Annotated in this window: 23 protein-coding genes; 8 read left to right on the forward strand and 15 right to left on the reverse strand. The window is 45.7% G+C overall.

The window, feature by feature from the left end; translation table 11 throughout:
- The first annotated feature begins 344 nt into the window (after positions 1-344).
- Together J7529_RS08610 and J7529_RS08615 are read left to right on the forward strand one after the other, a co-directional pair.
- Positions 345-1955, forward strand: a complete 1611-nt coding sequence (locus tag J7529_RS08610; RefSeq protein ID WP_318728648.1) for an XDD3 family exosortase-dependent surface protein — start codon at positions 345-347, stop codon at positions 1953-1955.
- Between the two features lie 189 nt (positions 1956-2144).
- Positions 2145-3506, forward strand: a complete 1362-nt coding sequence (locus tag J7529_RS08615; protein WP_318728649.1) for a 16S rRNA (cytosine(967)-C(5))-methyltransferase — start codon at positions 2145-2147, stop codon at positions 3504-3506.
- A gap of 29 nt (positions 3507-3535) precedes the next feature.
- On the opposite strand, the gene psb35 is transcribed toward J7529_RS08615, so the two are convergent.
- Both psb35 and J7529_RS08625 read right to left on the reverse strand, forming a co-directional pair.
- The gene (gene psb35, locus J7529_RS08620; protein ID WP_271940138.1) at positions 3536-3721 is read right to left on the reverse strand and encodes a photosystem II assembly protein Psb35; all 186 of its coding nucleotides are present in this window, start codon (positions 3719-3721) and stop codon (positions 3536-3538) included.
- 208 nt (positions 3722-3929) lie between these two features.
- Positions 3930-4748 (reverse strand): SH3 domain-containing protein, encoded by an 819-nt coding sequence (locus J7529_RS08625; RefSeq protein ID WP_318728650.1) that lies wholly within the window; start codon positions 4746-4748, stop codon positions 3930-3932.
- A 229-nt stretch (positions 4749-4977) separates the two neighbouring features.
- On the opposite strand from J7529_RS08625, the gene J7529_RS08630 reads away from it, so the two are divergent.
- Positions 4978-5502, forward strand: a complete 525-nt coding sequence (locus tag J7529_RS08630) for a COP23 domain-containing protein (protein ID WP_271940036.1) — start codon at positions 4978-4980, stop codon at positions 5500-5502.
- 681 nt (positions 5503-6183) lie between these two features.
- Positions 6184-8625, forward strand: coding sequence for a tetratricopeptide repeat-containing serine protease family protein (locus J7529_RS08635; protein WP_318728651.1), 2442 nt, complete (start codon positions 6184-6186; stop codon positions 8623-8625).
- 81 nt (positions 8626-8706) lie between these two features.
- On the opposite strand, the gene J7529_RS08640 is transcribed toward J7529_RS08635, so the two are convergent.
- The 4 genes from J7529_RS08640 to J7529_RS08655 all read right to left on the reverse strand — a co-directional run bounded on the left by J7529_RS08640 (position 8707) and on the right by J7529_RS08655 (position 12908).
- Entirely contained in the window at positions 8707-9564 is an 858-nt protein-coding gene (locus J7529_RS08640) for a hypothetical protein (protein ID WP_318700305.1), read from the reverse strand.
- Positions 9565-9617: 53 nt separating this feature from the next.
- Entirely contained in the window at positions 9618-10184 is a 567-nt protein-coding gene (locus tag J7529_RS08645; RefSeq protein ID WP_318728652.1) for a DUF1517 domain-containing protein, read from the reverse strand.
- 64 nt (positions 10185-10248) lie between these two features.
- The gene (gene cofH, locus J7529_RS08650) at positions 10249-11385 is read right to left on the reverse strand and encodes a 7,8-didemethyl-8-hydroxy-5-deazariboflavin synthase subunit CofH (RefSeq protein WP_413038851.1); all 1137 of its coding nucleotides are present in this window, start codon (positions 11383-11385) and stop codon (positions 10249-10251) included.
- 83 nt (positions 11386-11468) lie between these two features.
- Positions 11469-12908 carry a PLP-dependent aminotransferase family protein gene (locus J7529_RS08655; protein WP_318728654.1) on the reverse strand — a complete coding sequence of 480 codons (1440 nt, stop codon included), beginning with the start codon at positions 12906-12908 and terminating at the stop codon, positions 11469-11471.
- Positions 12909-13118: 210 nt separating this feature from the next.
- Here J7529_RS08655 and J7529_RS08660 point away from each other — a divergent pair, with 210 nt between their 5' ends.
- On the forward strand, positions 13119-13412 hold the full coding sequence (locus J7529_RS08660; RefSeq protein WP_271940042.1) for a hypothetical protein: 294 nt from the start codon (positions 13119-13121) through the stop codon (positions 13410-13412).
- A gap of 58 nt (positions 13413-13470) precedes the next feature.
- Here J7529_RS08660 and proB read toward each other — a convergent pair whose 3' ends face one another.
- The 5 genes from proB to ruvX all read right to left on the reverse strand — a co-directional run bounded on the left by proB (position 13471) and on the right by ruvX (position 17849).
- The gene (gene proB / locus J7529_RS08665; protein ID WP_271940043.1) at positions 13471-14577 is read right to left on the reverse strand and encodes a glutamate 5-kinase; all 1107 of its coding nucleotides are present in this window, start codon (positions 14575-14577) and stop codon (positions 13471-13473) included.
- A 399-nt stretch (positions 14578-14976) separates the two neighbouring features.
- Complete coding sequence (locus J7529_RS08670; protein ID WP_271940044.1) at positions 14977-15525, reverse strand: YqeG family HAD IIIA-type phosphatase; 549 nt, start codon at positions 15523-15525, stop codon at positions 14977-14979.
- Positions 15526-15552: 27 nt separating this feature from the next.
- On the reverse strand, positions 15553-16629 hold the full coding sequence (gene mltG, locus J7529_RS08675; RefSeq protein WP_271940045.1) for an endolytic transglycosylase MltG: 1077 nt from the start codon (positions 16627-16629) through the stop codon (positions 15553-15555).
- 86 nt (positions 16630-16715) lie between these two features.
- Positions 16716-17264 carry a DUF3727 domain-containing protein gene (locus J7529_RS08680; protein WP_271940046.1) on the reverse strand — a complete coding sequence of 183 codons (549 nt, stop codon included), beginning with the start codon at positions 17262-17264 and terminating at the stop codon, positions 16716-16718.
- Positions 17265-17435: 171 nt separating this feature from the next.
- On the reverse strand, positions 17436-17849 hold the full coding sequence (gene ruvX, locus J7529_RS08685; protein ID WP_271940047.1) for a Holliday junction resolvase RuvX: 414 nt from the start codon (positions 17847-17849) through the stop codon (positions 17436-17438).
- Positions 17850-18050: 201 nt separating this feature from the next.
- Here ruvX and J7529_RS08690 point away from each other — a divergent pair, with 201 nt between their 5' ends.
- A complete protein-coding gene (locus J7529_RS08690) occupies positions 18051-18341 on the forward strand; it encodes a nucleotidyltransferase family protein (protein WP_318728655.1) in 291 nt (96 codons plus the stop codon).
- Entirely contained in the window at positions 18331-18690 is a 360-nt protein-coding gene (locus J7529_RS08695; RefSeq protein ID WP_318728656.1) for a DUF86 domain-containing protein, read from the forward strand. The genes J7529_RS08690 and J7529_RS08695 overlap by 11 nt, the downstream gene beginning before the upstream one ends.
- 124 nt (positions 18691-18814) lie before the next feature.
- On the opposite strand, the gene J7529_RS08700 is transcribed toward J7529_RS08695, so the two are convergent.
- The 3 genes from J7529_RS08700 to J7529_RS08710 form a co-directional block, all read right to left on the reverse strand.
- Positions 18815-20056 carry a GNAT family N-acetyltransferase gene (locus J7529_RS08700; RefSeq protein WP_318728657.1) on the reverse strand — a complete coding sequence of 414 codons (1242 nt, stop codon included), beginning with the start codon at positions 20054-20056 and terminating at the stop codon, positions 18815-18817.
- Between the two features lie 80 nt (positions 20057-20136).
- Positions 20137-21303, reverse strand: a complete 1167-nt coding sequence (locus tag J7529_RS08705) for a hypothetical protein (RefSeq protein WP_318728658.1) — start codon at positions 21301-21303, stop codon at positions 20137-20139.
- A gap of 315 nt (positions 21304-21618) precedes the next feature.
- Positions 21619-22275, reverse strand: coding sequence for an NAD(P)H-binding protein (locus J7529_RS08710; RefSeq protein WP_318728659.1), 657 nt, complete (start codon positions 22273-22275; stop codon positions 21619-21621).
- Positions 22276-22557: 282 nt separating this feature from the next.
- On the opposite strand from J7529_RS08710, the gene J7529_RS08715 reads away from it, so the two are divergent.
- Positions 22558-23235: a DUF1997 domain-containing protein gene (locus J7529_RS08715; protein ID WP_318728660.1), complete on the forward strand. Its 678-nt coding sequence runs from the start codon at positions 22558-22560 to the stop codon at positions 23233-23235.
- A gap of 77 nt (positions 23236-23312) precedes the next feature.
- Here the strand turns inward: J7529_RS08715 and J7529_RS08720 are convergent, their stop codons facing one another.
- On the reverse strand, positions 23313-23783 hold the full coding sequence (locus J7529_RS08720; protein WP_318728661.1) for a DUF4079 domain-containing protein: 471 nt from the start codon (positions 23781-23783) through the stop codon (positions 23313-23315).
- Between the last annotated feature and the right edge of the window lie 54 nt (positions 23784-23837).

Raw genomic sequence — 23837 nt, forward strand, 5'->3', positions numbered from 1 at the left:
ATAGTTGTCAGTCTACAAGATTTGGGTATAACCCGCCCCTACAGATCTCTGTAGCGTAAATAAATAGATTTGATATTACTCAAGATAGTGGAGAGTATATCTTTCATAAATCTTTGGTTAAAAACCCGTATTTTACAGGATTAATTAATTACATGATAGAATCCCCCTATACGCTTCAAGTTTCTTTCAACCTCAATTCAGTAGTCTCGACAATTTACGGAAATGAATAATTTAAATTATTCTGAGAGATACGTGTGCTTCTAAAGGATATCATCCCGCTTCTCATGAGAGGGTGATATCAAAAAAGACAAACAACAACAGACAGAGTTTTAGCAGAATTAATCATGACCTACAAGACGACAACTCAGTTCCTCGGAACATTAACGACTCTCGGTTTAGCTACACTCTTTACCTCCCCTGCACAAGCAGCCTCTTTAGGAGGAACGTTCAGCGTTTTCCTCGATTGTAACAATGATGGCATGGCCCACCAGAGAAACCAAAACATCAATGGTTGGCAATTCACTCAAGATGCAGTTGGAGATAATACAGACGGCCCGCTATACGACATGCGAGGAATGGCTACTACGGTAACCAACGATGGGAAAGTCGTTGTGGTGATGACTGGGAACACAAGTATTAATGGCGAAGGAAGCGATCGCAGTAGCAACGCGATCGCTTGGGGTGACCTCTTCTTCACTTCTGGTAAGCAAACCTTTGAAGAAGCTCAAAACGCCGGTAAGCTCTTTGCGATTAACTTCTCCCAAGCCAATGATTCTAATGCTCCTGAAGTCGGTGTTTACAATAGTGTGACCGCTCAAGGGGTAGGGATGCACAACTTTGGTCACCGCACCTATAGCAACTACATGGATTTGGTGGACTCTGATGTCACCAACTTCTTTGGAGATATCCAATCCAATGAGCTAGGTGGGAATAACCCCTACTACAACCTCACTGGGCCAGGATACAATGTGATGGCTCAAGGAACTCGTGCCTACAATGATGGATTTTCTTTTGTTGACAGCACTCGTTTGAGTGATTTAGGATTTGATGCTTCTGGATTTGATCATGCAGGAGAACACCTCATTGCCTTTGAATTCAATCTCAAGGCTTTGACCCAACCGCTCCCCCTAGATGAGCAAGCCGAACAACTAGGTGTGGAATGGATTTGGGATGATGACTTCCAGACCATCAAGGATGAGTATAATCGTCTCCAGGCTGAACAAAAGCGGATCTGGAATGAAGAAATTAAAGACCATTGGAACGAGAACAAAGAGATTCGGAAAGGAACTCCTAGTTTCAATGAAATCTCGGCTAATCGACAAGTCGCTTTAAACGTCAGAAATGCAGCGAATACCATTCAAAGGCAGATTAAATTTATCTCTAAAACAGAAGGGCAGATTGCCGAGTTGAATGAGAGAGAAGCCAACGATCCCACCTGGAACACTAAAGATGAGAAATACCGCAAGTTCCTCCAGGATGAGATCAAGAACGCCAACAAGGAAATCCAGAAGATTAATGAGAAGTACGGAACTGAGGCTTTAGCCACAGCTCAGGATGACTGGAAAACAGCAAACCGTGCTTATGGCGACTTAATCAATCAAATCCGTGCAGATAACCCTAGATATGTAGCCAATGAAGACGCGATGGTAGAACCGACAGCACGTCGCAAAGCAGCGATCGCCAAACGCAATGTACAAAAACAAAAGCGTAAAGGTTTAAAGCGGGAGATTCAAGACCTTCTCGCCGGTACGCGCCAAGAGATCGTAGCCCAAGCTAAGGCCAAAGAACAGGCCTTGGAGGAAAAATATGGAGTACGGACTTCGGCGAGCGATCGCACAGCTACTACCATCGCCAAGGTTGAAGACCCCGTTGGCGTACCCGAACCCTCTGCTGTGGCTGGTTTAATGTTACTCGGTTTGGGCACTACTCAACTGCGTAGAAAGAATAACGGCTAAGGAGTCGGATCGATCCAGCACTTTGTGCTGTAATGAGGTCTAAATTTTTCTTTTAAGGGCATTCCCATGAAATGTCCTTAAAATGGGCGCTATAGCATCAAAAATGGTTTACCCTTCTGCTGATTACCCTTCTGCCGATTACCGCGCGAAGCGCTGTATCATTAACAGGTCGGTCTGGAAAAAGTTGACATGCCTAACGCTAATCCTCGTCAAGTTGCATTTTCAATTCTCAAGGAGATCGATCGCCGCGACACTTATACCGATGTAGCCTTAAATCGGGGCTTGAATGGGGCACAACTGGCAATGGTAGACCGGGGTTTGGTCACAGAATTGGTGTATGGGGTCGTGCGACGCAAGCGATCGCTCGATGCGCTGATCGGTCAATTTGCTCGTAAACCGATTGAGCAGCAACCGGCGGATTTACGGTTAATTTTCTATTTAGGCTTGTATCAACTGCGGTATCTGAATCAAATTCCAGCTCCTGCGGTGGTGCATACGACGGTGGAGTTGGCAAAAAATAATGGTTTACGAGGCTTATCTGGAGTGGTAAATGGAGTATTGCGACAGTATACGAGGTTACCTGGCGATCCCCTGAAGTTACCCGATCCAGTTGCCCAACGTTTGGCAATTCTCCATAGTTATCCCGACTGGATCGTGGAAAAATGGTTAACCCAACTCGGGGAAACGGAAACGGAACAGTTATGTGAGTGGTTTAACCATCCTCCCCATCTGGATCTGCGGGTGAATATTCATAAAACTTCGGTGGAAGCAGTCGAAAAGGCTTTCCAGGACTCGGATATTCCGGTGGAGCGACTGCCCTATTCTCCCCAAGGGTTGAGATTATTGAAAAAAGTAGGAGCGGTGCAGCAGTTACCCGGTTTTGAGCAAGGATGGTGGAGCATCCAAGATGGTAGCGCCCAACTGGTGGGGTATTTGCTCGATCCACAACCCGGAGAAGTGGCGATCGATGGGTGTGCTGCTCCTGGAGGCAAAACGACCCATTTAGCCGAATTAATGGGTGATCGCGGCACAATTTGGGGATGCGATCGCCAAGGTTCGCGCTTGAAAAAGGTCAGCCAAAATGCTCAACGTCTGGATTTACACTCGATTAAAACCCGTGTAGGGGATCTGCGCGAGATTGAGGAGTTTTCCAAAAAGGGCGATCGCGTCTTAGTCGATGTTCCCTGTTCCGGGTTAGGGACACTCCACCGTCATGCCGATGCCCGGTGGCGACAGTCTCCAGAGTCCATTGAACAGCTATCGATGCTACAACAGGAACTGTTGACAAAAGCCGCATCTTGGGTGAAACCTGGGGGACTTTTGGTCTACTCCACTTGTACCCTCGACCCCCAGGAAAATGAGCAGGTGATTAGCCTCTTTTTAGACCAGAACCCCCAGTGGAAGATTTCTCCCGTGCGATCGCGTCAGCGATGCGGAGCATTATCGCCAGAACCCTTAGCTCATTTGTCTACCCCTGAAGGCTGGATTAAGATTTGGCCTCACCGTCATCAGATGGATGGCTTTTTTATGGTGCGCCTCCAACTCACGTAGAGCGCTACGCACTAGAGGAGAACAAAGCTTTAAGAGTCTGTTTTGTCTTTATTCATGTCGGGAATATAATCGGGTTTTTCTGCATCTTCCCATCCTGCGGGGCGCTTAGAGTTGTACCAGGCGATCGAACCGATCGCCACCGCAGCAATAAATCCAACCACATACACCAGGGTAAAGGCGAGAGGAAACGATCCAGCTTCCATGAGGATTAACATACGATGAAGTCCTGTTTTAAAAGTCATCTTTCAGGATATAGCGGTTTCGGCAATTGATCGCCCAAACCACTCATTTATAGTCCTTTCAACTATCCATCAGACCGGATTGTAAGAGCGAACAACCGTTCACTCTTACAGCTATCATAGGCTACCCGATCAAACGCTAAAACCCGAAGTACCAAAAGCTATTGCCTTATCCCTCTTGCGTTTATCGAGTAGTCCCACACGAGACAGGCCTTAAATTGCGTTTATTTCCCTCAAACCCATCCGAAACCCAACCGGAGACTGGAGAAATGATAGAAACCCAAGATCGCCCGGTACTATCCATTCGAGCTGTTGTCGATCGCAGCATTACCAGAGTTCCTGGAGTTAACGTTTCAACAACCATCCCTGCTTCCGTAGGTACAGAGCGCACATTGAGACCATCATCAACTAAAGGGGTGACTCGATGACATAAACTCGTGCTGGGTTGAGCCAGAGCAGTTGAGGTACGACTCGGTAGAGCAGGAACTCTTGAAGAGGACTCTTCACACTCCTTTAAGCGCCCTTGTTGAATAAATCCCGGACGGGGTTCTAGTACCGTACGCCATCCATCCACTAACTCTGTTGTCATCACAACAGATTCATCAGGAAGAACACTTCTAATCGGTTTAGATCCGGTAGAAGGGTCTTGATAAATAAATGTACCCACACTAGCACAGAGGGTAATTTTTTCCGTTGTACAGAGTTTGAGGTCTCTAGTACGGACAAAACCTACAGTTGGCTCAGTGATAGCGATCCATCCATTTTGTACGTTTCCCCCTAAGATCACCCGATCGTTGACTTGAAGGGCACGAATTTTGCCCGAATCATCACTAGGTTCGTAGTGGATGAAAGTTCCCCGACCAGCAGCCCGACATTCTCCGGTAATATCTTCAGCCTGGGACACATAGGATGGTATTGGAGAGGCGATCGCTGGTAGCGATCGACCTGGAAAATGAGCCATCATTAATCCGAAAATGACTAACCCATGAAGGCCGTATTTCATACTGCTATACTCCTCAAGTAATCTGAATCCTGAGCAAGCTATGACCCACTGCTGTTGGAGTGCGATCTTCTGCCCTTTAGTCTTTTCAGTTAAGGATATATCATCAAATCCCCTTTGATCCGGTTCTTTATTCCGGAGTCAGAAATGGTAAAGTAGAACCTGAACTAGCATAGTCAGTTGTCCACCTTTGTATTTTTTTTGTCTAGCTTCAGTTATCCCAAATACTCCTATGAAGCTCAAATCTACAGTTACAGCCTTGATATTGTCCTTATTGGCGGTTGGGGCAACCGCCCAAATCAAGAGCAATCAAACTCAAACCTTTGCTTGTGGCGCTTCCCGTGATGGTATTCCCACAACGCTTGCTCTCGTTCCTAGAGGAAATATTCCCATTATTCGCTGGGTTTCTGAATATTTTACGCCTTTTGGCTACGATCCTCAGACTCGATGCGAACAAGTTTCCAATCGCCTACAAACCTACCAGGAACAGGGAATTGCTAATTTTATCACTACGGGTATTCAAGATGGTCTGGATGTCATTTGTGTCTCTAGTGTCTTGGGAGGACCCTGTACAGGACTCCTGTTTACCCTCCAACCAGGAGAGAGTGCAAGTCGTGTCATTCAGGATTTATTTGATGTCGGTCAATATGGTTTAAATCCTTTATTACAAGGGTCAAATACGGATCAAATCTATATTGATTTAAACCAACTCATGGATCAAGCTACCGTAGAAAATGATTCAGTAAATTCTCGTTAGTCAGAGCTAAAAAATAGGTTTAGGAACCGAGATCGGTTCTTTTTTTTGTCTTTTCTCTATTGAACTAACTCCCTAATTTTTGTTGGCAAACTTGAAGTGATCCATTTTTCTCGCTACACTAATTAATAGACTCAACACAACCGTAGCTAGTGTTTAAACTGCCCTTGTGTTAAGTGTTCTTTCTTCCTCACTACTGTTGTTCACTTACTCAATCAGTTTGGTGTTTTTTTACACTCAGTAACTTAATTAAATGACACCAAACACCCAACTCAACCTTGATGGCTGATTGAGCTTCAATCCTTCGGTTTCAAGGGAGCAATATATGCTTTTTTATGCCCAAAAATGGGGATTGCTGGAAGAATAATTCGCGAGTAATGCTCTGATGATCCGGACAATTGACTGAACTGAATGAACTACAAAATAGTCTTTCTGATTAATCTCTCTCTTTTAAGTTCCTACTGTTCTTTCTGTTGGACTGTTTTTCTAGTCCTACTTATTGACATAAATTTGGATACTCGCTTTCGTAGAGGGGTGGGAAGCTACCTCGGATTTCATACAAGGGGTTTTACCCCTATTCCCATAAACGGTATTATGTGATATGGAGGAGTGCATTTTAGTAAGCCAAGCCCATCAGAATAGAGGTGGGATGAGGGTAATTCATAGATTGGGAGTGGATTAACAATGAAACGCCTCGTGATAGTGTTGGTGGCTGGTCTAAGCAGTTTATCCCTAGGGCTATCCTTAAAACTGCTTCATGAGCAAGTGTCTTATCCTCTCTGTAACCATACTCCTAATGGAACTAGCTTATCATATACAGAAATAAAAAACATAGCTCAGACAATTACAGTTAAAGTGAATACTGGAACCACTGGGGGTTCAGGAACCTTAATTCACCGAGATGGAGCAATTTATACGGTTTTAACGACTCGTCATGTCATTGCAACAGGAGACTCTTATCAGATCGAAATGCCTGATGGTCGGGTTTATCGAGCTAGGGTTCTCCAAGATTTACCTCTGAATCAGCAAGATGTAGAACTCCTACAATTCCAATCATCAGAGGATTATCAAGTTGCTCAACTGGGATCATCGGCGACGTTAATGATCAATGAAAAAGTTATAGCAGCGGGATTTTCAGATGAGACACAAACTTTGAATTTAACCAAAGGCGAAATTACGTTGATTCCCGATCAATCCCTACAACAGGGATATCAGATCGGATATACCAACGATATTTATAAAGGGATGAGTGGGGGCCCAGTCCTAAATTTGAGGGGAGAACTGATGAGTATTAATGGCATGATGCCTTACCCTCTCTGGGGCAATCCCTATGTTTTTGAGGATGGATCTCGACCCAAGGTTCCCTTGCAAAATCAAATGAGAGAAGTGGCTTGGGGTATTCCCATACACCGAATCGCTGAAGCTGTTCCAGAATGGGTTAATCTGAACTTAGTTCACCAAGTGGATGCGATCGCCCAAAAAACAACGGTCTTGATTGCTAACTCTAAAAGTATTGGCTCTGGGATCATCATTGGCCAGAATAATTCAACCTATTATGCCTTAACCGCCGAGCATGTTATCCGTAACCCAACGGATTACCACCTGGTGGCTCCAGATGGTCAGTGTTACCCCATCAACCCAGAACAAATACGACCTCTAAAAGGTGTAGATTTAGCCATTGTAGAATTTGAGAGTCATCGACCGTATCAAGTCGCGACGTTAGGAAACTATGATTGGCGTAGCTCCGAGAGCTTAAATTATGTCTTTGTATCCGGTTGGCCAGTATCTTCTCCAAAGCGAACCTCCCATCCTCCCACACGCCTCTTAAGTACTGGGCGGTTGCTCAGTCAGGATTCCCAGATCCAAAGTGCCCTAGAAGTAACCCAAAGGCAACCGGGAATTGAGTCTTTATCTCTAACCTATGGCTATGAAATGGTTTACTCTAATTTGACTGCTCCCGGAATGAGTGGAGGATTAATATTAGATACTCAAGGTCATGTGATTGGGGTTCATGGTCGGGGTTCGGGGGAAATTAAAGAAGATGAAGAGGGGGAAATTCGTCCCCTGAAGTTGGGCTATGGAGTGGGAATCCCCATTGAGACCTTTTTGGACTTAGCCTCTTCTGTGGAAATTGATCCCGCCTGGCTAAAGTTAGACTCTAATCCTCCCCCGCAGTTACACGCCACTGCACTTGAGCATATCCGGGACTCTCTGTTGAAACATTTGGAAATACCAGGGAGTAGTACGGATAAGATTGCCTGGTTTAATTATGGTATGAACCTCTGGCAATTGGAGCAGTACGAAGAAGCAATGCTCGCCTTTAATTGGGCTATTCAACAGGATCAATCTTTCTATCAAGCTTGGTACGGTTTAGGCATGATGTTGCGCTTTCAAAAACGCTACAACGAGGCATTAGCTGCTTTTGAAGAAGCCATTACTGAAAGTGAGGGCACCTTTGCACCGGCTTGGCGGGCGCGAGCAGAAGAACTAGTCTGGTTAAATCGATATGATGAAGCTCTGAAATCCATTGAACAGGCGATTACTTTAGTTCCTCATGATATTCATCTCCAAGAGCTACAAGGTCATTTATTACAAAGACTCCAGCGCTACTCAGAGGCAATTCAAGTGTATGAAGAAGCTCTGAAATTATGGCATAGAGATCAAGGGGTTGGCCTTTCCGCCCAGATCGCCGATCAGGAGGGGGGTGAACATCAGGCTTTATGGGATCATTCATCTCCTTTGAATTTACCAGACAATATGGCGATGATCTATGAAAATCGGGGAGATATGAGAGGAGCAGTCACGGGAAAATTACGGGTGATTTCCCATGGGGATTCCCAGAACGTGACCTTAATGTTAAATTTAGCTCTGGCTTATCTCAATCGAGGCAATCGCTATGCTGGGAAAGAACAATGGCAAGATGCGATCGCCGATTATAGTCGAGCGCTAGAACTTGAACCTCAGAATGCTTTTACCTACGGAAACCGGGGGTTAGCCCGGTCTCGAATTGGAGATCAGGAAGGGGCGATCTCTGATTTACAACAAGCTGCTGCGCTTTTTGATACTCAAGCAGATGTTACCAATTTTAAACGCGCCCTGGACGCTTTGAAGCAATTGGGCAGTTGAGGGTGATGGAGGAATGGGGAAATGGGGAGACACGGAGATAGGGATATTCCCTATTACCCATTACCTATTTATTACCCATTATTAACGCCGTCTTCTGCGACCACTGCTAAATCCGGAAGAGCGACGGGAGGTTCCGCTGCCAAAACTGGATGTACGCTGTTTGGATTGGGAATTGCCAGAAGAGCGCAAGTTAGAGCTACCATACCCAGAACCCGTCGAGCGATTGGCATTAGTCGAATTGGGTTTACCGTTGGTGGTGGTACTGGGAGAACGGAGATTGCCAGTTGTGCGGAGAGTTTGACGATTTTTAACTGCTGCTGGCGGTTGATTATAGCGACTTTGGTAACTGTTTACAGCTTGATTATAGGTATTGCCATAGCCACCATAACCAGTCATTACTGTTCCAGCTTGATAGACAGGGGGTACATAATAAGTTGGACTAAAGAGCATATTGGCAACTGCCTGTCCTGCTAATGCTCCTGCAAACGGTGTCCAGAAATTAGATTCTCGGCGCACAATAACCGTTTCTGTTTGTCCCGTTTGCGGGTTAGTCCGATCTTCAGTCACATTATGAACATATTGGATTTGAAAATCTGGAGTCATATAGAGAAGAGCGCGATCGCCTTCAATTTCAGCATAAGTGCTTTTTCCCGCTTGAATCTGCTCATCCGTGAGTCGTGCCATCTGTACATCACTCGTGCGAAATAGGGGGCCAGTTCCTGCCGGAGTATTCAGTAACATCAAGCCATACTCCCCCGTACCATCATCATAGGTAGCTTGTTGTACCGGATATTCTCCGCTAGAGACCGGGTTACGCACGGGCGCAGGAGCACTCGCGGTTTGGGTTGAACTGACCGTTTGCTTCGATGAGCCACCACAAGCAGTTGTGGTCAGGAGTAAGGTAAAACACAGAAAGACAGTTAAGAATTTGCGCCACATAGAATTGAATTGGGTTATGTTATCAGGTTTCCTTAAAGCTATTGTGCCATGAGCTAGAGAGGGATCAGCTCAGAGAAATTGAGTAACAGTTGATCCTCCGTGAGGCGATCGCCCAATCGAGCGGGAGAAAAATGGACTTGCACTGCTCGCAATCGGTCTTGATAATGGAGATTAATCATTGTTTTTAATCCCTTCTGTAGGGCGCTGAAGCTGGCTAAATCCGTTTCTAGATCGGGCGATTCTCCTTCAAAGGCGATCGTCATCATCACTACAATATTCTCTGTAATCGGCAGGGAAAGCAAATCGTCATCGTCATTATCACTTAAATCTGGCTGGCTCAAATAGCGCTGGGCCGAATCCGTAAACAACTCTTGCACATAATCTGCTGCTTCCGCCTCCTTCCATATCACATCCCCTTCATTCGCCGCCGATCGCCAATAGGATTCAGATTGCAGTAAAGATTCAGCAATATCGACCAACCCCTCACCCAAAACGCTGATATCCCCTTCTGCATTAATCGCTTCTTGTGCCTTTTCATTCAATACACCCAGCAAAGGCGCAATCTGATCCCCTGCTAAATGGAGCATCAGCCGACAAACGACAAATCGAGTTCTAGCCATAGAATATCAATCCGTTAACGATGGAGAAAATGAACCATTAAGATACTTTTATCATTATTCGCCATTACCCGGGAATAGCCCTATAAAGGGTATCTCGCTGTTGTGGATCTCGGCCGATGGAGCGAATCGCAGTTTGTAGGCTTCCCACTTCCATACAAGTTCCTCCCTGGGCCCCCGCCATGGTACTAATATGTTCTTCCATCAGAGTTCCACCGATATCATTACATCCCCAATTTAAGGCTTCGGTTGCCCCATCTAAGCCTAATTTTACCCAACTGGGTTGATGGTTCATAATCCAATTACCCAGAAAAATTCGAGCAACTGCGGTGAGCAATAAAGCATCAGATAATAGGGGTTGATCTCGCCCAACTCGATGACGAATAATGGGCGGTGCGTCTTGACCAACAAAGGGCAACAAAATAAATTCTGTAATGGCTGATGGATAGGATTCTAGGGACTTTTGCTGTAGGGTTCGCAGATGATTTAAGTGGGTGATTTGCTGTTCGGGGGTTTCAATATGTCCAGATAATAGGGTGCTAGTAGTAGGCATTCCTAAACGGTGAGCAGTGCTGATAATTTCTACCCAGGTTTGGGTGTTGATTTTTTCGGGGCAAAGGATGGATCTAACGCGATCGTCAAGCACTTCAGCAGCAGTTCCTGGTATTGATCCCAAACCCGCTTCTTGTAGGCTAGAGATGACACTTTCATAACTCATTTGATCTTCTCTGGCGATAAACTGGATTTCTTGAGGAGAGAAGGCATGAAAATGGAGTTGGGGATAGTGGCTTTTGATCTCTTGTACAAGTTTGACATAATAGGTTAAGGTGCTTCCTTCGATTTTTGCTGCTGGATTTAAGCCCCCTTGCATACAAATCTCGGTAGCTCCTCGCTCTACTGCATTCGTCGTTTTCTGGAGTATCGTTTCTATGGTTAACCAATAGGATTCTGGAGCGTTGGCATCTCGACGAAAAGCACAAAAACTGCAATGTTGTTCGCAAATGTTGGTGAAATTAATGTTGCGATTGATGACATAGGTGACGGTGTTGCCGATTTGCTGTTTTCGCAGGCGATCGCTGGTTTCTCGAATCGCTTCAATTACTCCACAATCCCTTTGCTGTAATAATAGAATGGCTTCATCCGTTGAGATATCTTGACCCGATAGGGCCCGATCTAAAATGGTGTCTATTGGACTAATGGTAATCACCTGATTTGCTCCTTAAGTGTCTATAGCATGAAGGGCTGGTCATGGGGAATTAGGTCATTAGCTATCTTCCCCATCTTCCCTCATTTCTCTTGTTCGCTAATTAACCGTCCCAAGGTTTCCATGGCTTGTTCGATTTGTGGTGACCACGGTAAACCGGAATTGAGCCGGAAACAATTGCCATAGCTTCCAGATGGTGAAAACATAATTCCTGGGGAAATACTGATCTTATGTTGGCCCGCTCTATGGAAGAGTTCCATGGCATCGAAGTGGGGAGGAAGTTCAATCCAAAGTACATGGCCACCTGTGGGACGAGTAACTTTTGTATCTTCAGGGAAGTGATGACAAATGGCTTGAATCATTTGTAGCATTTGCTGTTCATAAGCGCGGCGCAGGTTTCGCAGATGGCGATCGTATCCTCCATTGGCTAAAAAGGCACTGATCGCCAGTTGACTCGCTGGAGAAGTACTCATATTTACTGTTAGCTTAAGTCGTTCCACTGTAGCTTGATAGCGTCCGGGAATGGCCCAACCGACTCGTAATCCTGGAGATAAGACCTTACTAAAGGATGCACAGTATAGAACAAATCCATCTTTATCAAAGGCTTTGATGGCTTTAGGGCGATCGCCATCAAAGGACAAGTCACCATAAACATCATCTTCAATCAGGGGAATTTGATGCCGGGCGAGTAATTCCACTAGGTCTTGTTTTTTCTCATTGCTCATGCAAGTTCCCAGGGGATTACTAAAATTAGAGACTAGGGCACAGGCGCTAATTTGTTTCCGTTTGAGAGCCGTTTCTAGGGCAGTGAGACAAATTCCTTCCCTGGGATGGGTGGGAAGTTCTAAGGCTCGTAAATGAAGTGTAGATAGGGTTTCGAGTAATCCATAATAGCACGGTGAGGCGATCGCCACGGTGTCTCCGGGTTGGGTGGTTGCTCGTAAGGATAAATACACTGCTTCCGTGGCTCCATGGGTGGCCACAATTTGATCTGGGGTTACTGCACAGTCCGCATCCAATAACCGTCTGGCGATCGCCCGGCGAAATTCAAGACATCCTGGAGGCGGAGTATAACTATGGGCTAAGGTTGGATTTTGGCGCATCACTTGACCCATGAGACGGTTTAAGGTGGACAGAGGAAATAAGTCCATTCCGGGTACAGCAGCTCCAAGTTGAATGATTTCTGGATCGCGGAGCATAGAATTCACTTGAAAGACGAGGGACGTATCCACTCGACAGGATTTTTGGGTTGGGGAAGAGCGATCCGGTTCCGGAGGCGATTTAAGCGAGCGTACAAAATAGCCAGATTGGGGTTTAGCCCCAATGAGTCCCCGGTCTTCTAAGAGACGATAGGCTTCTAAGGCAGTAGAAATACTCACTGACATTTGTTGATGAACTTTTCGCACCGAAGGCAGGCGATCGCCCGGTTGCAGGGTTCCTTCAGCAATTAAGACCTGAATACGATTGGCCACCTGTTCATATAAGTTCGCACCTTGGGTTTGCTCAATAGGTCGTAAGTGCATAATGCTCCAGTACAGTTCTTGATCTTATTAACCATAACAGTTTCTAGAAGGAAAACTGTTATGGTTACAATTTAGCTCAATTGCATCTGTTTTTTTTTCTGGCTTTTGTCCAAACTAGAGATATAGCAAGTAGGGGCAACGAATTTTTCGATTATTGACAGATTTCTATCCCCTGTCTACCACCATTGATCAGCATTGAGGGCACGATCCATGAAAAATACCACTACTGTTCCAGAAATCACGAAAGGATCGCAGTTACATTTAACCGATCTAAAAAGCGTACCTCAGCTTCCCCATTCTATTTTTCCAGGCGATCGCCTCCAGAAGCTTTGGAACTATTTTGTTGCCATTTGGTGGTACAGCGATGAACCTCGCATTACCGAGAAAAAAGACCGAGATGGGAATTGGATTTATCACGTTTACGATCCCCTCAGCCACCAACACTTGATGTTTGACTCTGAGCAAGAGGTACGGGTTTGGCTAGAAGAACGCTATTACGAGTAAGGGAAAAATCGGGTTTTTTTCCATTCCTTATTCTGAATTCCCTCCCCTCAGCGCTCTATTACATCAAAACTAAATCATCTCGATGAACCACCGTATCCGAACCTTCATATCCTAAAAGGTCAGGAATGTCATCCGAACGATAGCCCTTAATTAAATCTAATTCATCACTGCCATAGTTGACGATTCCGCGAGCGACTTCCTTACCCTCAAGATCGCAAAGCGTCACGGCTTCTGAGACCTGAAATTGGCCGATTACCTCAGAAATTCCGACGGCTAATAGGGATTTTCCGCGATCGCAAATGGCTTTAACTGCGCCTGGATCGAGAACCACGGTGCCAGAGGGAACCAACCCATTAGCAATCCACCGTTTACGAGCATTTAGTGTTCGGGGAGCGGGATGAAATTGAGTGCCAATTTCATCCCCATCTAAAATCCGTGGAATTTGGTTGGGATAGCGTCCTTGCATAATCACCATCCGCACTCCTGCATTGGTGGCAATACGAGCAGCGGCGATTTTGGTACTCATGCCTCCGGTACCCCAGGTAGAAGCCTCTCCCGCTTCCACCTCGGTTAACTCCTCCAGGTTATGAACGTGGGCAATAGGTTGCGCATCGGGAACCAAGTGGGGATCGGCAGAATAGAGTTTATCCACATCTGTGAGTAAAAATAGCCAATCTGCTTCCACTAGACTGGCAACTAGGGCAGCTAGGGTATCGTTATCTCCAAATTTCCGTCTCAGTTCGTCTGTAGCAACGGTATCGTTTTCATTGACGATGGGGATCACGCCCAAATCGAGTAGTTCTTGAAAGGCATCGTAGGCGTTGACATAGGAGACTCTTGATTCTAGATCTCTGCGAGTCAGTAGTACTTGCGCGATCGCCTGATCGAGAGTGGTGAATAGGTCATCGTAAATCCGCATTAAGCGACCTTGGCCAACAGCGGCGATCGCCTGTTTGAGGGCAATATCACGGGGGCGCTTTTTCAAGCCTAACCGCGAACACCCGACTCCGATGGCTCCCGAAGAGACTAAAATCACACGATGACCTTGGTGGCGCAGTTGGCTTAAGACTTCAACTAATAGGGCTAAGGTCGATAGGGCCAGATTTCCGGTTTCCGGATCGGTCAGGCTGGACGTACCAATTTTAATGACAAGGGTTAGGGACATAGAATATGCAACCCAAAATACAGCAGTTTACTCTGTTATAGAGTACAGGGTTGAATTCTCAAAACCTAAGTAGGGGCGAAAAACTTTTCGCCCCTACTTCTTTTTGCCTGTAGCAGAGAAAGGGAGCGTTCGCATATTTTCTATTGCCTATTGCCTAGCGCGAAGCGGTATATCTCGGCGATCGCTTCTGCGATCCCCAGTCTTACAGCAGCTTCCTTTACGATGCGGAAAGCGCCGGCTTCTCTATAGTGAGGGCCAGCGCTTTACCAGGGTAAAATATTTACAGGGATTTATCTTTAGGGTCTTTATATTGGCTGACCCCATTTGAACTAATTCTCATAATTGCATCAATTTGTTGATGATCCCCGATTCGTAATCTTTTCTTTATATTTCGTTTTTTCAGGTTTTATCAAGATTTGTAAAGTTTTGTACGGAAGGACTCAAGCGAGCGCCCAACATCTGAGATAACCACACTTCAAAGGATCGAACATCAAACGGTCGATAACCGTGGTGGGGATCAACCATGGGTTCAACTAGAATTGTAAACATTCCCAAACGATTCCCAGCTAAGACATCTGTGAACAGGCGATCGCCAACCATTGCGATTTGCTCAATCGGTAAACCCATATTTTCGGCAGCCTGACGCAATTTTCGCCGGGAAGGTTTAGCCGCTCCCATCATAAACGGCAAGTCTAAACACTCAGCGATCGCCCGAATTCTAATCCAATTTAGGTTATTACTCACAAGCCAAATGGGAACCAAGGGTTTGATCTGTGCAATCCAGTTTTTTAAGTCATCAGAAGCACCTGGTGAATTTATGGGCACAAGAGTATCATCAACATCTAGGATCAGACCTTTGAGATCGTGCAAGCGCAACAAATCTGGCGTTAAATCCAAAATTGGGCCACCAAGAACGAGATCCGGTTGCAAGAGAAGATTAGAAGACATAGGACAAAAAATGAGACCCATTTAGGGTTAACGTTGTTGGGCAACTTGGTTAATCGCTTGGTTATGTTCATTGAGAGTGCGACTAAAAATATGTGTCCCATCATAGCGAGCCACAAAATACAGATACTCCGTTGTTTCCGGATAGAGGGTTGCTTCTAAGCTCGCTGTTCCAGGAGCAGCAATCGGCGTGGGCGGTAATCCTGGATTCAAATAGGTATTATAAGGATTCGGAGTATTCACATCCTTTAAAGTTAACGGTTGATCCGGGGTTTGCTTAATTCCCAAACCATATTCCACCGTGGGATCAGCGCCTAGAGTCATTCCTGTTCGCAGTCGATTATGAAATACCCCAGAAATCACCCCTCGTTCTTGAGCCACAACCGACTCTTTTTCTACAATACTCGCCAAGGTCACCCACTCCAAAAGACTCAAATCCGTTTGCGCTTGAGCTTTTTGATACAGAGGCAGGGCCACCCGTTCAAATTGAGTTAACATCTGTTGAACAATGCGATCGGCTGTCAAATTATCCCCAGAAATCTGATAAGTATCTGGAAATAAAAACCCCTCCAATTTTGGCACAGAAGGTAACCAAGGATAATCTTGGGCAGAAACTCGATTAACTGCGTCTAAAAACTCTTGGGATGTAAAAAATCCTTGGTCTTCAAAATAATCCCCCATTTGGGTCAACGTCCAGCCTTCTGGAATGGTATAGGTGGTTTGTATTACGGTTCCCGATCGAATTTGAGCCGCAATTTCCGGTAAGGACTGGGTGGGAGACAACTGATACGTTCCCGCTTGGAAATAGCCTTCTAACTCCGGTTGAAGTTTGGCTTGTAATCTAAGCCATTTTGCCCAAATATTCCAAGCCTGTTCTGAGCGAATGAGATCGAGATCGGCTAAATCCGCACCAATTTGTTGTCCCGAAGTTCCGAGGCCAATTTCAACTAGCACTTGATGATCCCTGGCCTCAGCACTTGCAGACATAACAGGACTAATAGCCCAACTCCACCACCGCCATCCTTGCCATCCAGAGAAGGCAACAACGATGGGTAAAAGCATTAAATAAAAGAACCACTTTGTGATTCGTGAATTACGGGTTGTCATAACCAAGCAAGTTTTATCTGATTTTACGGATGCACCCTAAATATTTTGGCGATTTATGCCATGACTAAGGATTGTGTTCTCAGGCGTTAAGCCAAGAGTTCTTCTTCTAACGTCTGTTCAATCTCTGGTAGTAAATGTTCAATTTTCTTGAGTTCACTTTCAGACAGCTCGGTGGCTTTACCATTATCTGCCATTTTCCCGAGCAAGAAAAGTGGGTCTAAAGGTGTGGAAATTTCATACTCATCTTCACCAAAATAGAAGCTGGCTAATAACTGGAATGATTCGAGATCGGCATCAATATCTTCATCATCCTCTTCTTCTAAATCAGGAATATCTCCTTCTACAGTGAGTGTAATTCCGGTACGTTTGAGTTGCAGATTTTGTTCGGATAAAACCGCTTTAGCTAAGTTAAACAGTTCATCAATCACAGAGGGATCTTCTACCGGAACTAGATTTTCTTCCTCTCCAGAAGTTTGCCAGACAAAAATTTCGACAGGGGTATCTTTGGGCAGTAAAACGAAATAGTTTTCGTTTTCATGGGTAAAGGAATATTCAATTGTGCATTCTAATTCCTGTCCCCCAGAATCGGTTAAGAATACAGTCAGGGGATCGTTCTCCATTGCTTCTTGAGCCATGAGGGTTACTTCCTATTGACCGCAGCGATCGCGGATTCACTTCGACTTTTCATCATATCTTATATGCGCTTCGCGCGGCACAAGGGTAATCGGTAATGGGTAAAAGGATTTGATCGGGTTCTGTCTCTCTTCGTTTAATGGAGAGGTGAATATCCTAGAGTATTGTTCAAGTTATGCGCGATTGTCGAGCCAACGTTGCAAAATTAAGGCGGCAGCTTGGGCATCAATTAATCCTTTATTGTGAGATGGGGAGCGTTTTCGGGAGACGAGGATTTCTTTGGCTTCCAGGGACGTGCAACGCTCATCTACATACTCGACGGGTAATTGAAGAGCCTGTTGCAGGCGATCGCTATATTTTTGCACTTGTTGAGCTTGAGTGCCTAATTGTCCATCCATGAGATAGGGCAAACCGATGATTAGAATACTGACTTCCCGTTCAATAATGATCGGTTTGAGGAGCGCCACATCTGTCTCAAAAGATTCACGATAGATGGTGGTGAGAGGGGTTGCAAGTAATCCGAGGCGATCGCATCCTGCCACCCCAATCCGTTTCTGACCGATATCCAAACCCAAAGCTGAAATCATGCAATCTCCTGTAACTTCGATCTCGCTTATCTTATATTAATAAGTTATTGCGAGGGTTTAGAAACCGGGTTTCTCCGAGAAGTTAGGGTAAGAGCCTCAAGAGAGTCAGAAACCGGGTTTCTTCGACTACGGCGATCGCCCTCCGGGAGGCGATCGCAATTGCTATACTTCCCTATAATCACGCAACTGCTATCTCGAACGATGAACAAGGAAGAGGTGCTGGCCACATTAGCCAGTCACCAAGAACAACTACAAACCCTAGGAGTCAAGTCTCTCAAGTTGTTTGGCTCAGTCGCTAGAGATGAAGCTGGGCCGGATAGCGATATTGACTTTCTCGTAGAGTTCACTGAGTCTGGCGGTTTGTTTCAGTTATTTGCAGTACAACACTATTTAGAAGATCTATTTGGTTGTGCCATAGACTTGGGCACAGAAGATGCCTTGAGAGAACATTTACGGGAACCGGTTCTTAAGGAGGTAATTCGTGCCTTCTAGAGCCTGGGATCTACGGATACAAGACATTTTAGAGGCGATCGCCTGCATTCAACAAGCCACTGCGGGCATGAGTTACGAGGATTTTGAAGATCTCGAAAGACTCACTTTACATGGCATTCTGTATAACTTTATGATTGTTGGCGAGGCTGCGGTTAATGTCCCGGACTCCATTCAATCTCGCTATCCTCAAATCCCTTGGCGTTCAATGCGCGATATGAGAAATGTGATGGTTCACGAATACTTTCAAGTGAATCTTGACCGGATGTGGGTAACCATTGATGAGGACTTACCTTCTGTGGTTCCGATGCTAGAAGAGCTATTGCAGCAAGAGAGGGGAGAACAAAGATAAGGCTTTGACCTCGATCTAGATCCAGGGAAATTGGCGATCGCACTAGCAACCAGAAACCGGGTTTCTCCCAGAACTTAGAATAAGAGCCTGAAGATAGTCAGAAACCCGGTTTCTGCGATTGAAATTATTGATCCACCGATGAACTGTTCTCCCCAGTGCCATCGCCTTCAACGCCACCATTACCCTCTTTGCCACCAGGGGAGAGGTCTTCAGCATTCTCTTCCAAACTCAAAGAATGGAGAATCGACATCCGTCCCGGAATCGGTTTTCCAGCCGGTTGCAAGCCTTGCAGCATATCCGAGAGTTGTAAACCTTCGAGAGACACTAACTTAGACTCGCGCAATTTATGCCAAACCGATCGCGACATCATCAACGTATGACCGATCCGACTTGCACCAATTTGCTGCAAATGTTCCTCCCGTTCCGGTTGATAATCTGCCGAAGCTAAATATAAAGGTTGGGGGGGAAACTCTTGGGTAATGCGAGCCATTTGCGCCATCAATTCTGGGTAGAGCCAAGTATAAGCGGGATGAACTGTCAACTCCGCTTGATGGTAGCCCTCACCTTGACGCTGTAAGTGTAACTGAAAATAGCCGATCGCCGCTTGCCGTTGCGTTTCAAACACATAACCACTCACCACCTCAGTTTTTGTCCACCATTGCTTAATCCCGTCAATCACCGATTGCACCAAGGGAGTCTTAAAGTCATCCACATGGCGGTCAAAGACCTGGCGTACAAAAGGCGGCATGGCTACGGTATCGAGTTGATACAGGGGCCCCGCATCCGCATTACTGACCGGTAGGAGATTGGGCAGATCTGGCTCCCGTTGGGCTAACTTCGCGAGCTGTTCCGGGGCGATCGCCCAATAGGTCATGTGAGCTAAAGGCTGAAACCCATTTTGCCGATACAGGGCAATTTCATCCGCCTCATTCACATCCACTTCCAACAACCAAGTTCTGGCTTCTCGCACCGCTTGCATACAATAGCGCAGGAGTACGGAACCAATCCCCGAGCGCGAGACTCCTGGTCTCACTCCCACGCGATCAACGCGCCAGGTACTGCGAGTGCGGTTAAAAGGCGAAATTTCGATCACCCCCACCACTTGTTCATCCGTACTTTCGGAGCGCTGACGCTGCCCTGCCACATGGATTGACAGCTTATAGCGCCAGGGATTAGGAAATAAACTCAACAGTTTTAAGACTCCAAACCACTGGCGAATATCCTGTCCCGAATAGGGTTTATCCTTACCCAGCATCGGAGAAGAAGCCCCCGTATCAAGTAAAGCTTCCACCACATCGAGGTCTCGATGTTGCAAACTCCGGATTTCCGTCTGTTTTTCTAAATTTTGGGGAGACGCTGGTATCATGGGGTATTCTCTCAATTGACAGGGGGGATTAGGCAAGAGGTACTCTAGCAATAGGAAAACCCTTTCTTTGAAGTTGTCGCCTACCCTTGGGGTCGAATCAGAACAATGGGGGTTTGTTCGTCAGCATTACCTGCTGGGTTACTTCTGAGGGCTTTGGTGAGCAACTCCGTCGATAAATCTGGGGTCGCTGCTAATATTTTAACGGCTTTCAAGTCATTGACATCCACGATCGCCGCCGATAATCCCGTTTTTTCTTTAATTTTAGCCACCACCTCTTCCGGTTTCTCTGGCCCCAGAACAATAAATTGATCGAAGGGGGGCAAGGTTCCCGTCACATCATCAATTAACCGCGCTTGATCTCCAGCGAGTTGATAAAAGACACCGGGTTTACGCAACAGAGCTTTGGCTAAAGCCCCGACCACAAAGGCAAACGCCACTCGCACTGGCCCCACGATATCCACTAAGGTCTGCATTCCGCAAGCCGTGGCTAAACTCGATGTCGGGAGAAAATAATAACAAATCCGTTTGGCAACCCATCCGGGTTTTACCGTAGTAGGATGGCGCAGCCGACCTTGCATGAGGGCGATCGGGGTTTCTCCAATAGTCACGATATCTCCGGGTTGAGCATGAGGCAAAACATACCGCTCCACGACCGCCGCTGGATCGTCCTGATCGGTTAAAATATGGGTCGGAATCGGAAACACCCGCGCCCCTTCTGCCTCTCGTCCTGAAGCCAATTGAGAGGTATTGGGATACTGAAGCGCATAGACCGAATGACCCGTTTTGGGGATCCGTCCTTCCGGCCCATAGGTGACATAATTGACTTTAATCCAAGCCGTTTGCACCCGATCCAAATTCGGCCCTGTAATCTCAATGCTAATTTTGAACCGTGTCTGTTTACCCACTTTGACAATATAGGCAAACCAATAATCATCATCTCGACTCGGAGCATCCGAGTGCAGGGGAATCACGCGAGTTTTCCAGCTTACTCCCTCCAACGATCCCTTACTAAGCAGTTCCACGTCTACGGAAACTTCGGGAACCATAATTTCCAAGGTCGAGGTTTCATTGATTAAAACTGCTTCTCCCACCAACTGATAATGGTCAGCCGCCAAAAATTCTCCTTGCCACTGTTCAAACTTCAGGGCCAGTTCATTCCCAGAGCGACCTCGATACTGATTCTCTATCGCCCATAAAAGCAGGAGAGCTGAACCTCCTAAACCAATTCCAATACTTTCTGCAATCACAACCGAACCTAACCCAACGCTGATTATTTGTCTCGATTCACTATACCTGAATGGCTTGCAATTGCCATCTTCTGTTGATCTATATTGGGGATCTCAGTGTCCAACAGACGTGGAGGAAAGCGTCAGACTTCAACTCGTGCAAAATTTAGGCAACTATAGCAGTGAAATGAAGAACTAGGACATTGCCTGTTCTCTATTGCCGATTGCTTCAAACCATAACCTAACTGTTCTAACCAACTCCTTCTTTGCGCTTAGGTAGATGGGAAATCCCCGTCCAGAGCATAGCGCCCGGCGGGGAGGATGTCAAAGGATAAATTAAACGGCAGCAAACAAATCGGAAAAGCTTTTTTCTACGGCTTGTTCCTGAGTGACGATTTCTACAATTTTATTCCGAGACTCTGGACAGAATAGGGCTTCTACACAGACTTGCGCCACTTTCTGACGAGGAATACTCCCTTCAAATAAGGTATCAGCTTGAGACATAACGATCGCCTGGCTATTGTCTTCATTTTTTAATCCCCCAGGCCGGACAATGGTGTAGGGTAAGCCACTTTTGATTAAATAATCTTCGCCCTGCTTTTTCCACCACAATACCAACCAAAATAGATTGAGAGGATGGAAAAATTGGGAAACACACAGAGAAGAGACAACGACTAACTGTTGAATCTGTTTTTCTTGGCACACGTTTACCAAGTTTTTAATTCCTTCATAGTCTACCTGGTAGGGTCCAGTAGGGTCAAAGCTCGGTCTTGCTCCCAGAGCGCTCAAAACGACGGTACTATCACCCAATGCTTGTTTGAGATTGTCGCGATTGAGTAGATCGCCCGTAACTAATTCTACTTCATCTGGGAGAATGGAGCGGGCGGCTTGGTGATCGCGAACAAAGGCGATCGTGGGAATCTCGCGCTTCACTAACTCGTGAACAATCCGTTTTCCGGTTTCTCCAGTTGCTCCGGCTACAAATGCTTTCATGGTTTTTCGGGGGATTAAATTTTCTCTACAAATATTAACATTACAGCCTCGACCTTGCTTTTCTAAGGGTTTTCAGACCGCTGCCGATCCAGATCTCTGCCTAGGTGTGATCTGGATTATAAAAAAATAAGAATAGATTTGTACACTAAGCATTAGGTCAAATGGATTGACCCAATTGAGCCAGAAATTGGGGATCAAATCATTTGCTCGATTGAGTAAATGTGCTGGTGATAGCTTCTATCCCAGTGGCCAATTGTCGAATTATGGGGATAGTTCAAAATCATGAAGCTTCAATCGAGTTTAAGTTTAGAGCAAGACCACAATCAATCGGATGTAATTTTGGGGGCAGTTCCAGAGTACACGTCATTGGAAACTGTGGCGCAGGAAGAAATCGTCAAGGAACCGTTCCAATTTTCCACATTAGCTGAAGGCAAACTTTTATTTAATGCCCATCCCCAAACCGTTGCAAAGTATCTTGACGATCATCAGGGATGGTTTTGCCGTTGTGCAGCTCCTATGAAAGTTCGCCCGATTAGCAAGAATGGCTATGCTTTAATTATTGGTCAATTTGGTGCATTTGGCTATGATGTGGAGCCAAAAGTCGGCTTGGAAATGCAACCCCAACTACAAGGGATCTATACAATTGACTCTATTCCTGTCCCCGATGATGTAGATCTCGGCTATGAGGTTGATTTTCGCTCTTCGATGGAGTTAGTAGAAGCGGTCGATCGGGTGAGTGAAGAGGGGAGGATGACTTATGCCCAATGGACGCTAGATTTAAAGGTGAAGGTGTACTTTCCCCAATTTATTCATGCTTTGCCCCAAGGTTTAATTCAAAAAACAGGCGATCGCCTCTTAGCCCAAATTGTACGTCAGGTTTCCCATTGTCTCAATCATAAAATTCTCAAGGACTTTCACCAGACCTACAACTGTCCTTTCCCTCGCCAACCGAAAAATTAGGGATTGGATCTATTCCCTGTTCTCTAATGCTGCTTTGGACAAGGGGGTTTGAAGCCCCTTGCCTTTCGAGGATGGATTTAAGAGAACATATTCTCTAAAATACGGTTCACAATATCCAGACCTGTCACTGCTTGCCAGGCAAATAAACCAACTAAAACGGTATTGAGCGTAATATGGCTATATCGAGCGATATCGTTTCCTTTTTGCATCCAAGGGGTCAGTGCTGCCGAAATAGAAATAACTCCAGTCATTGCCAAACCGACGATTAAATGAGGACCAACAAAGAGCTTACCATTATTAATGTAAGTAACGGCCATTCCTCCGAGAGTTCCTGTCACCATCAAGGCTAGAATAACGGAACTGATTTTATGGTGTCTGGCGTTAAATTTTCCTTTGATTAATTCTTTTTTTGCGTCACCGGTAGCGCTGCGGGTTTCGCGAATTTTGAAACCCAGATACATGCTATAGAGGATAAGGGCTAATAAAACCCACATTAAGAAGGGGTGGAAGAATTGACTCCATAGCTTAATGGATTCTGGAATCTCCATGGGTGTCTCCGTGAGAAGTTGTTTACAAAACTTAACTTATCACAAAAACTGTCC

The sequence above is a fragment of the Roseofilum sp. Guam genome (assembly GCF_017746735.1).
In the GTDB taxonomy this organism is placed as follows: domain Bacteria; phylum Cyanobacteriota; class Cyanobacteriia; order Cyanobacteriales; family Desertifilaceae; genus Roseofilum; species Roseofilum reptotaenium.

What these genes read in the sequence shown, in the direction of transcription:
- psb35 (WP_271940138.1), bottom strand. Translation starts at nt 3,721, where the DNA reads ATGTTAATCCTCATGGAAGCTGGATCGTTTCCTCTCGCCTTTACCCTG.
- J7529_RS08700 (WP_318728657.1), bottom strand. Translation starts at nt 20,056, where the DNA reads ATGATACCAGCGTCTCCCCAAAATTTAGAAAAACAGACGGAAATCCGG.
- proB (WP_271940043.1), bottom strand. Translation starts at nt 14,577, where the DNA reads ATGTCCCTAACCCTTGTCATTAAAATTGGTACGTCCAGCCTGACCGAT.
- J7529_RS08630 (WP_271940036.1), top strand. Translation starts at nt 4,978, where the DNA reads ATGAAGCTCAAATCTACAGTTACAGCCTTGATATTGTCCTTATTGGCG.
- J7529_RS08715 (WP_318728660.1), top strand. Translation starts at nt 22,558, where the DNA reads ATGAAGCTTCAATCGAGTTTAAGTTTAGAGCAAGACCACAATCAATCG.
- J7529_RS08625 (WP_318728650.1), bottom strand. Translation starts at nt 4,748, where the DNA reads ATGAAATACGGCCTTCATGGGTTAGTCATTTTCGGATTAATGATGGCT.
- J7529_RS08655 (WP_318728654.1), bottom strand. Translation starts at nt 12,908, where the DNA reads ATGCACTTACGACCTATTGAGCAAACCCAAGGTGCGAACTTATATGAA.
- J7529_RS08670 (WP_271940044.1), bottom strand. Translation starts at nt 15,525, where the DNA reads ATGTCTTCTAATCTTCTCTTGCAACCGGATCTCGTTCTTGGTGGCCCA.
- ruvX (WP_271940047.1), bottom strand. Translation starts at nt 17,849, where the DNA reads ATGATTTCAGCTTTGGGTTTGGATATCGGTCAGAAACGGATTGGGGTG.
- J7529_RS08635 (WP_318728651.1), top strand. Translation starts at nt 6,184, where the DNA reads ATGAAACGCCTCGTGATAGTGTTGGTGGCTGGTCTAAGCAGTTTATCC.
- J7529_RS08690 (WP_318728655.1), top strand. Translation starts at nt 18,051, where the DNA reads ATGAACAAGGAAGAGGTGCTGGCCACATTAGCCAGTCACCAAGAACAA.
- J7529_RS08660 (WP_271940042.1), top strand. Translation starts at nt 13,119, where the DNA reads ATGAAAAATACCACTACTGTTCCAGAAATCACGAAAGGATCGCAGTTA.
- J7529_RS08680 (WP_271940046.1), bottom strand. Translation starts at nt 17,264, where the DNA reads ATGGCTCAAGAAGCAATGGAGAACGATCCCCTGACTGTATTCTTAACC.
- J7529_RS08610 (WP_318728648.1), top strand. Translation starts at nt 345, where the DNA reads ATGACCTACAAGACGACAACTCAGTTCCTCGGAACATTAACGACTCTC.
- J7529_RS08615 (WP_318728649.1), top strand. Translation starts at nt 2,145, where the DNA reads ATGCCTAACGCTAATCCTCGTCAAGTTGCATTTTCAATTCTCAAGGAG.
- J7529_RS08720 (WP_318728661.1), bottom strand. Translation starts at nt 23,783, where the DNA reads ATGGAGATTCCAGAATCCATTAAGCTATGGAGTCAATTCTTCCACCCC.
- mltG (WP_271940045.1), bottom strand. Translation starts at nt 16,629, where the DNA reads ATGACAACCCGTAATTCACGAATCACAAAGTGGTTCTTTTATTTAATG.
- J7529_RS08710 (WP_318728659.1), bottom strand. Translation starts at nt 22,275, where the DNA reads ATGAAAGCATTTGTAGCCGGAGCAACTGGAGAAACCGGAAAACGGATT.
- J7529_RS08640 (WP_318700305.1), bottom strand. Translation starts at nt 9,564, where the DNA reads ATGTGGCGCAAATTCTTAACTGTCTTTCTGTGTTTTACCTTACTCCTG.
- J7529_RS08645 (WP_318728652.1), bottom strand. Translation starts at nt 10,184, where the DNA reads ATGGCTAGAACTCGATTTGTCGTTTGTCGGCTGATGCTCCATTTAGCA.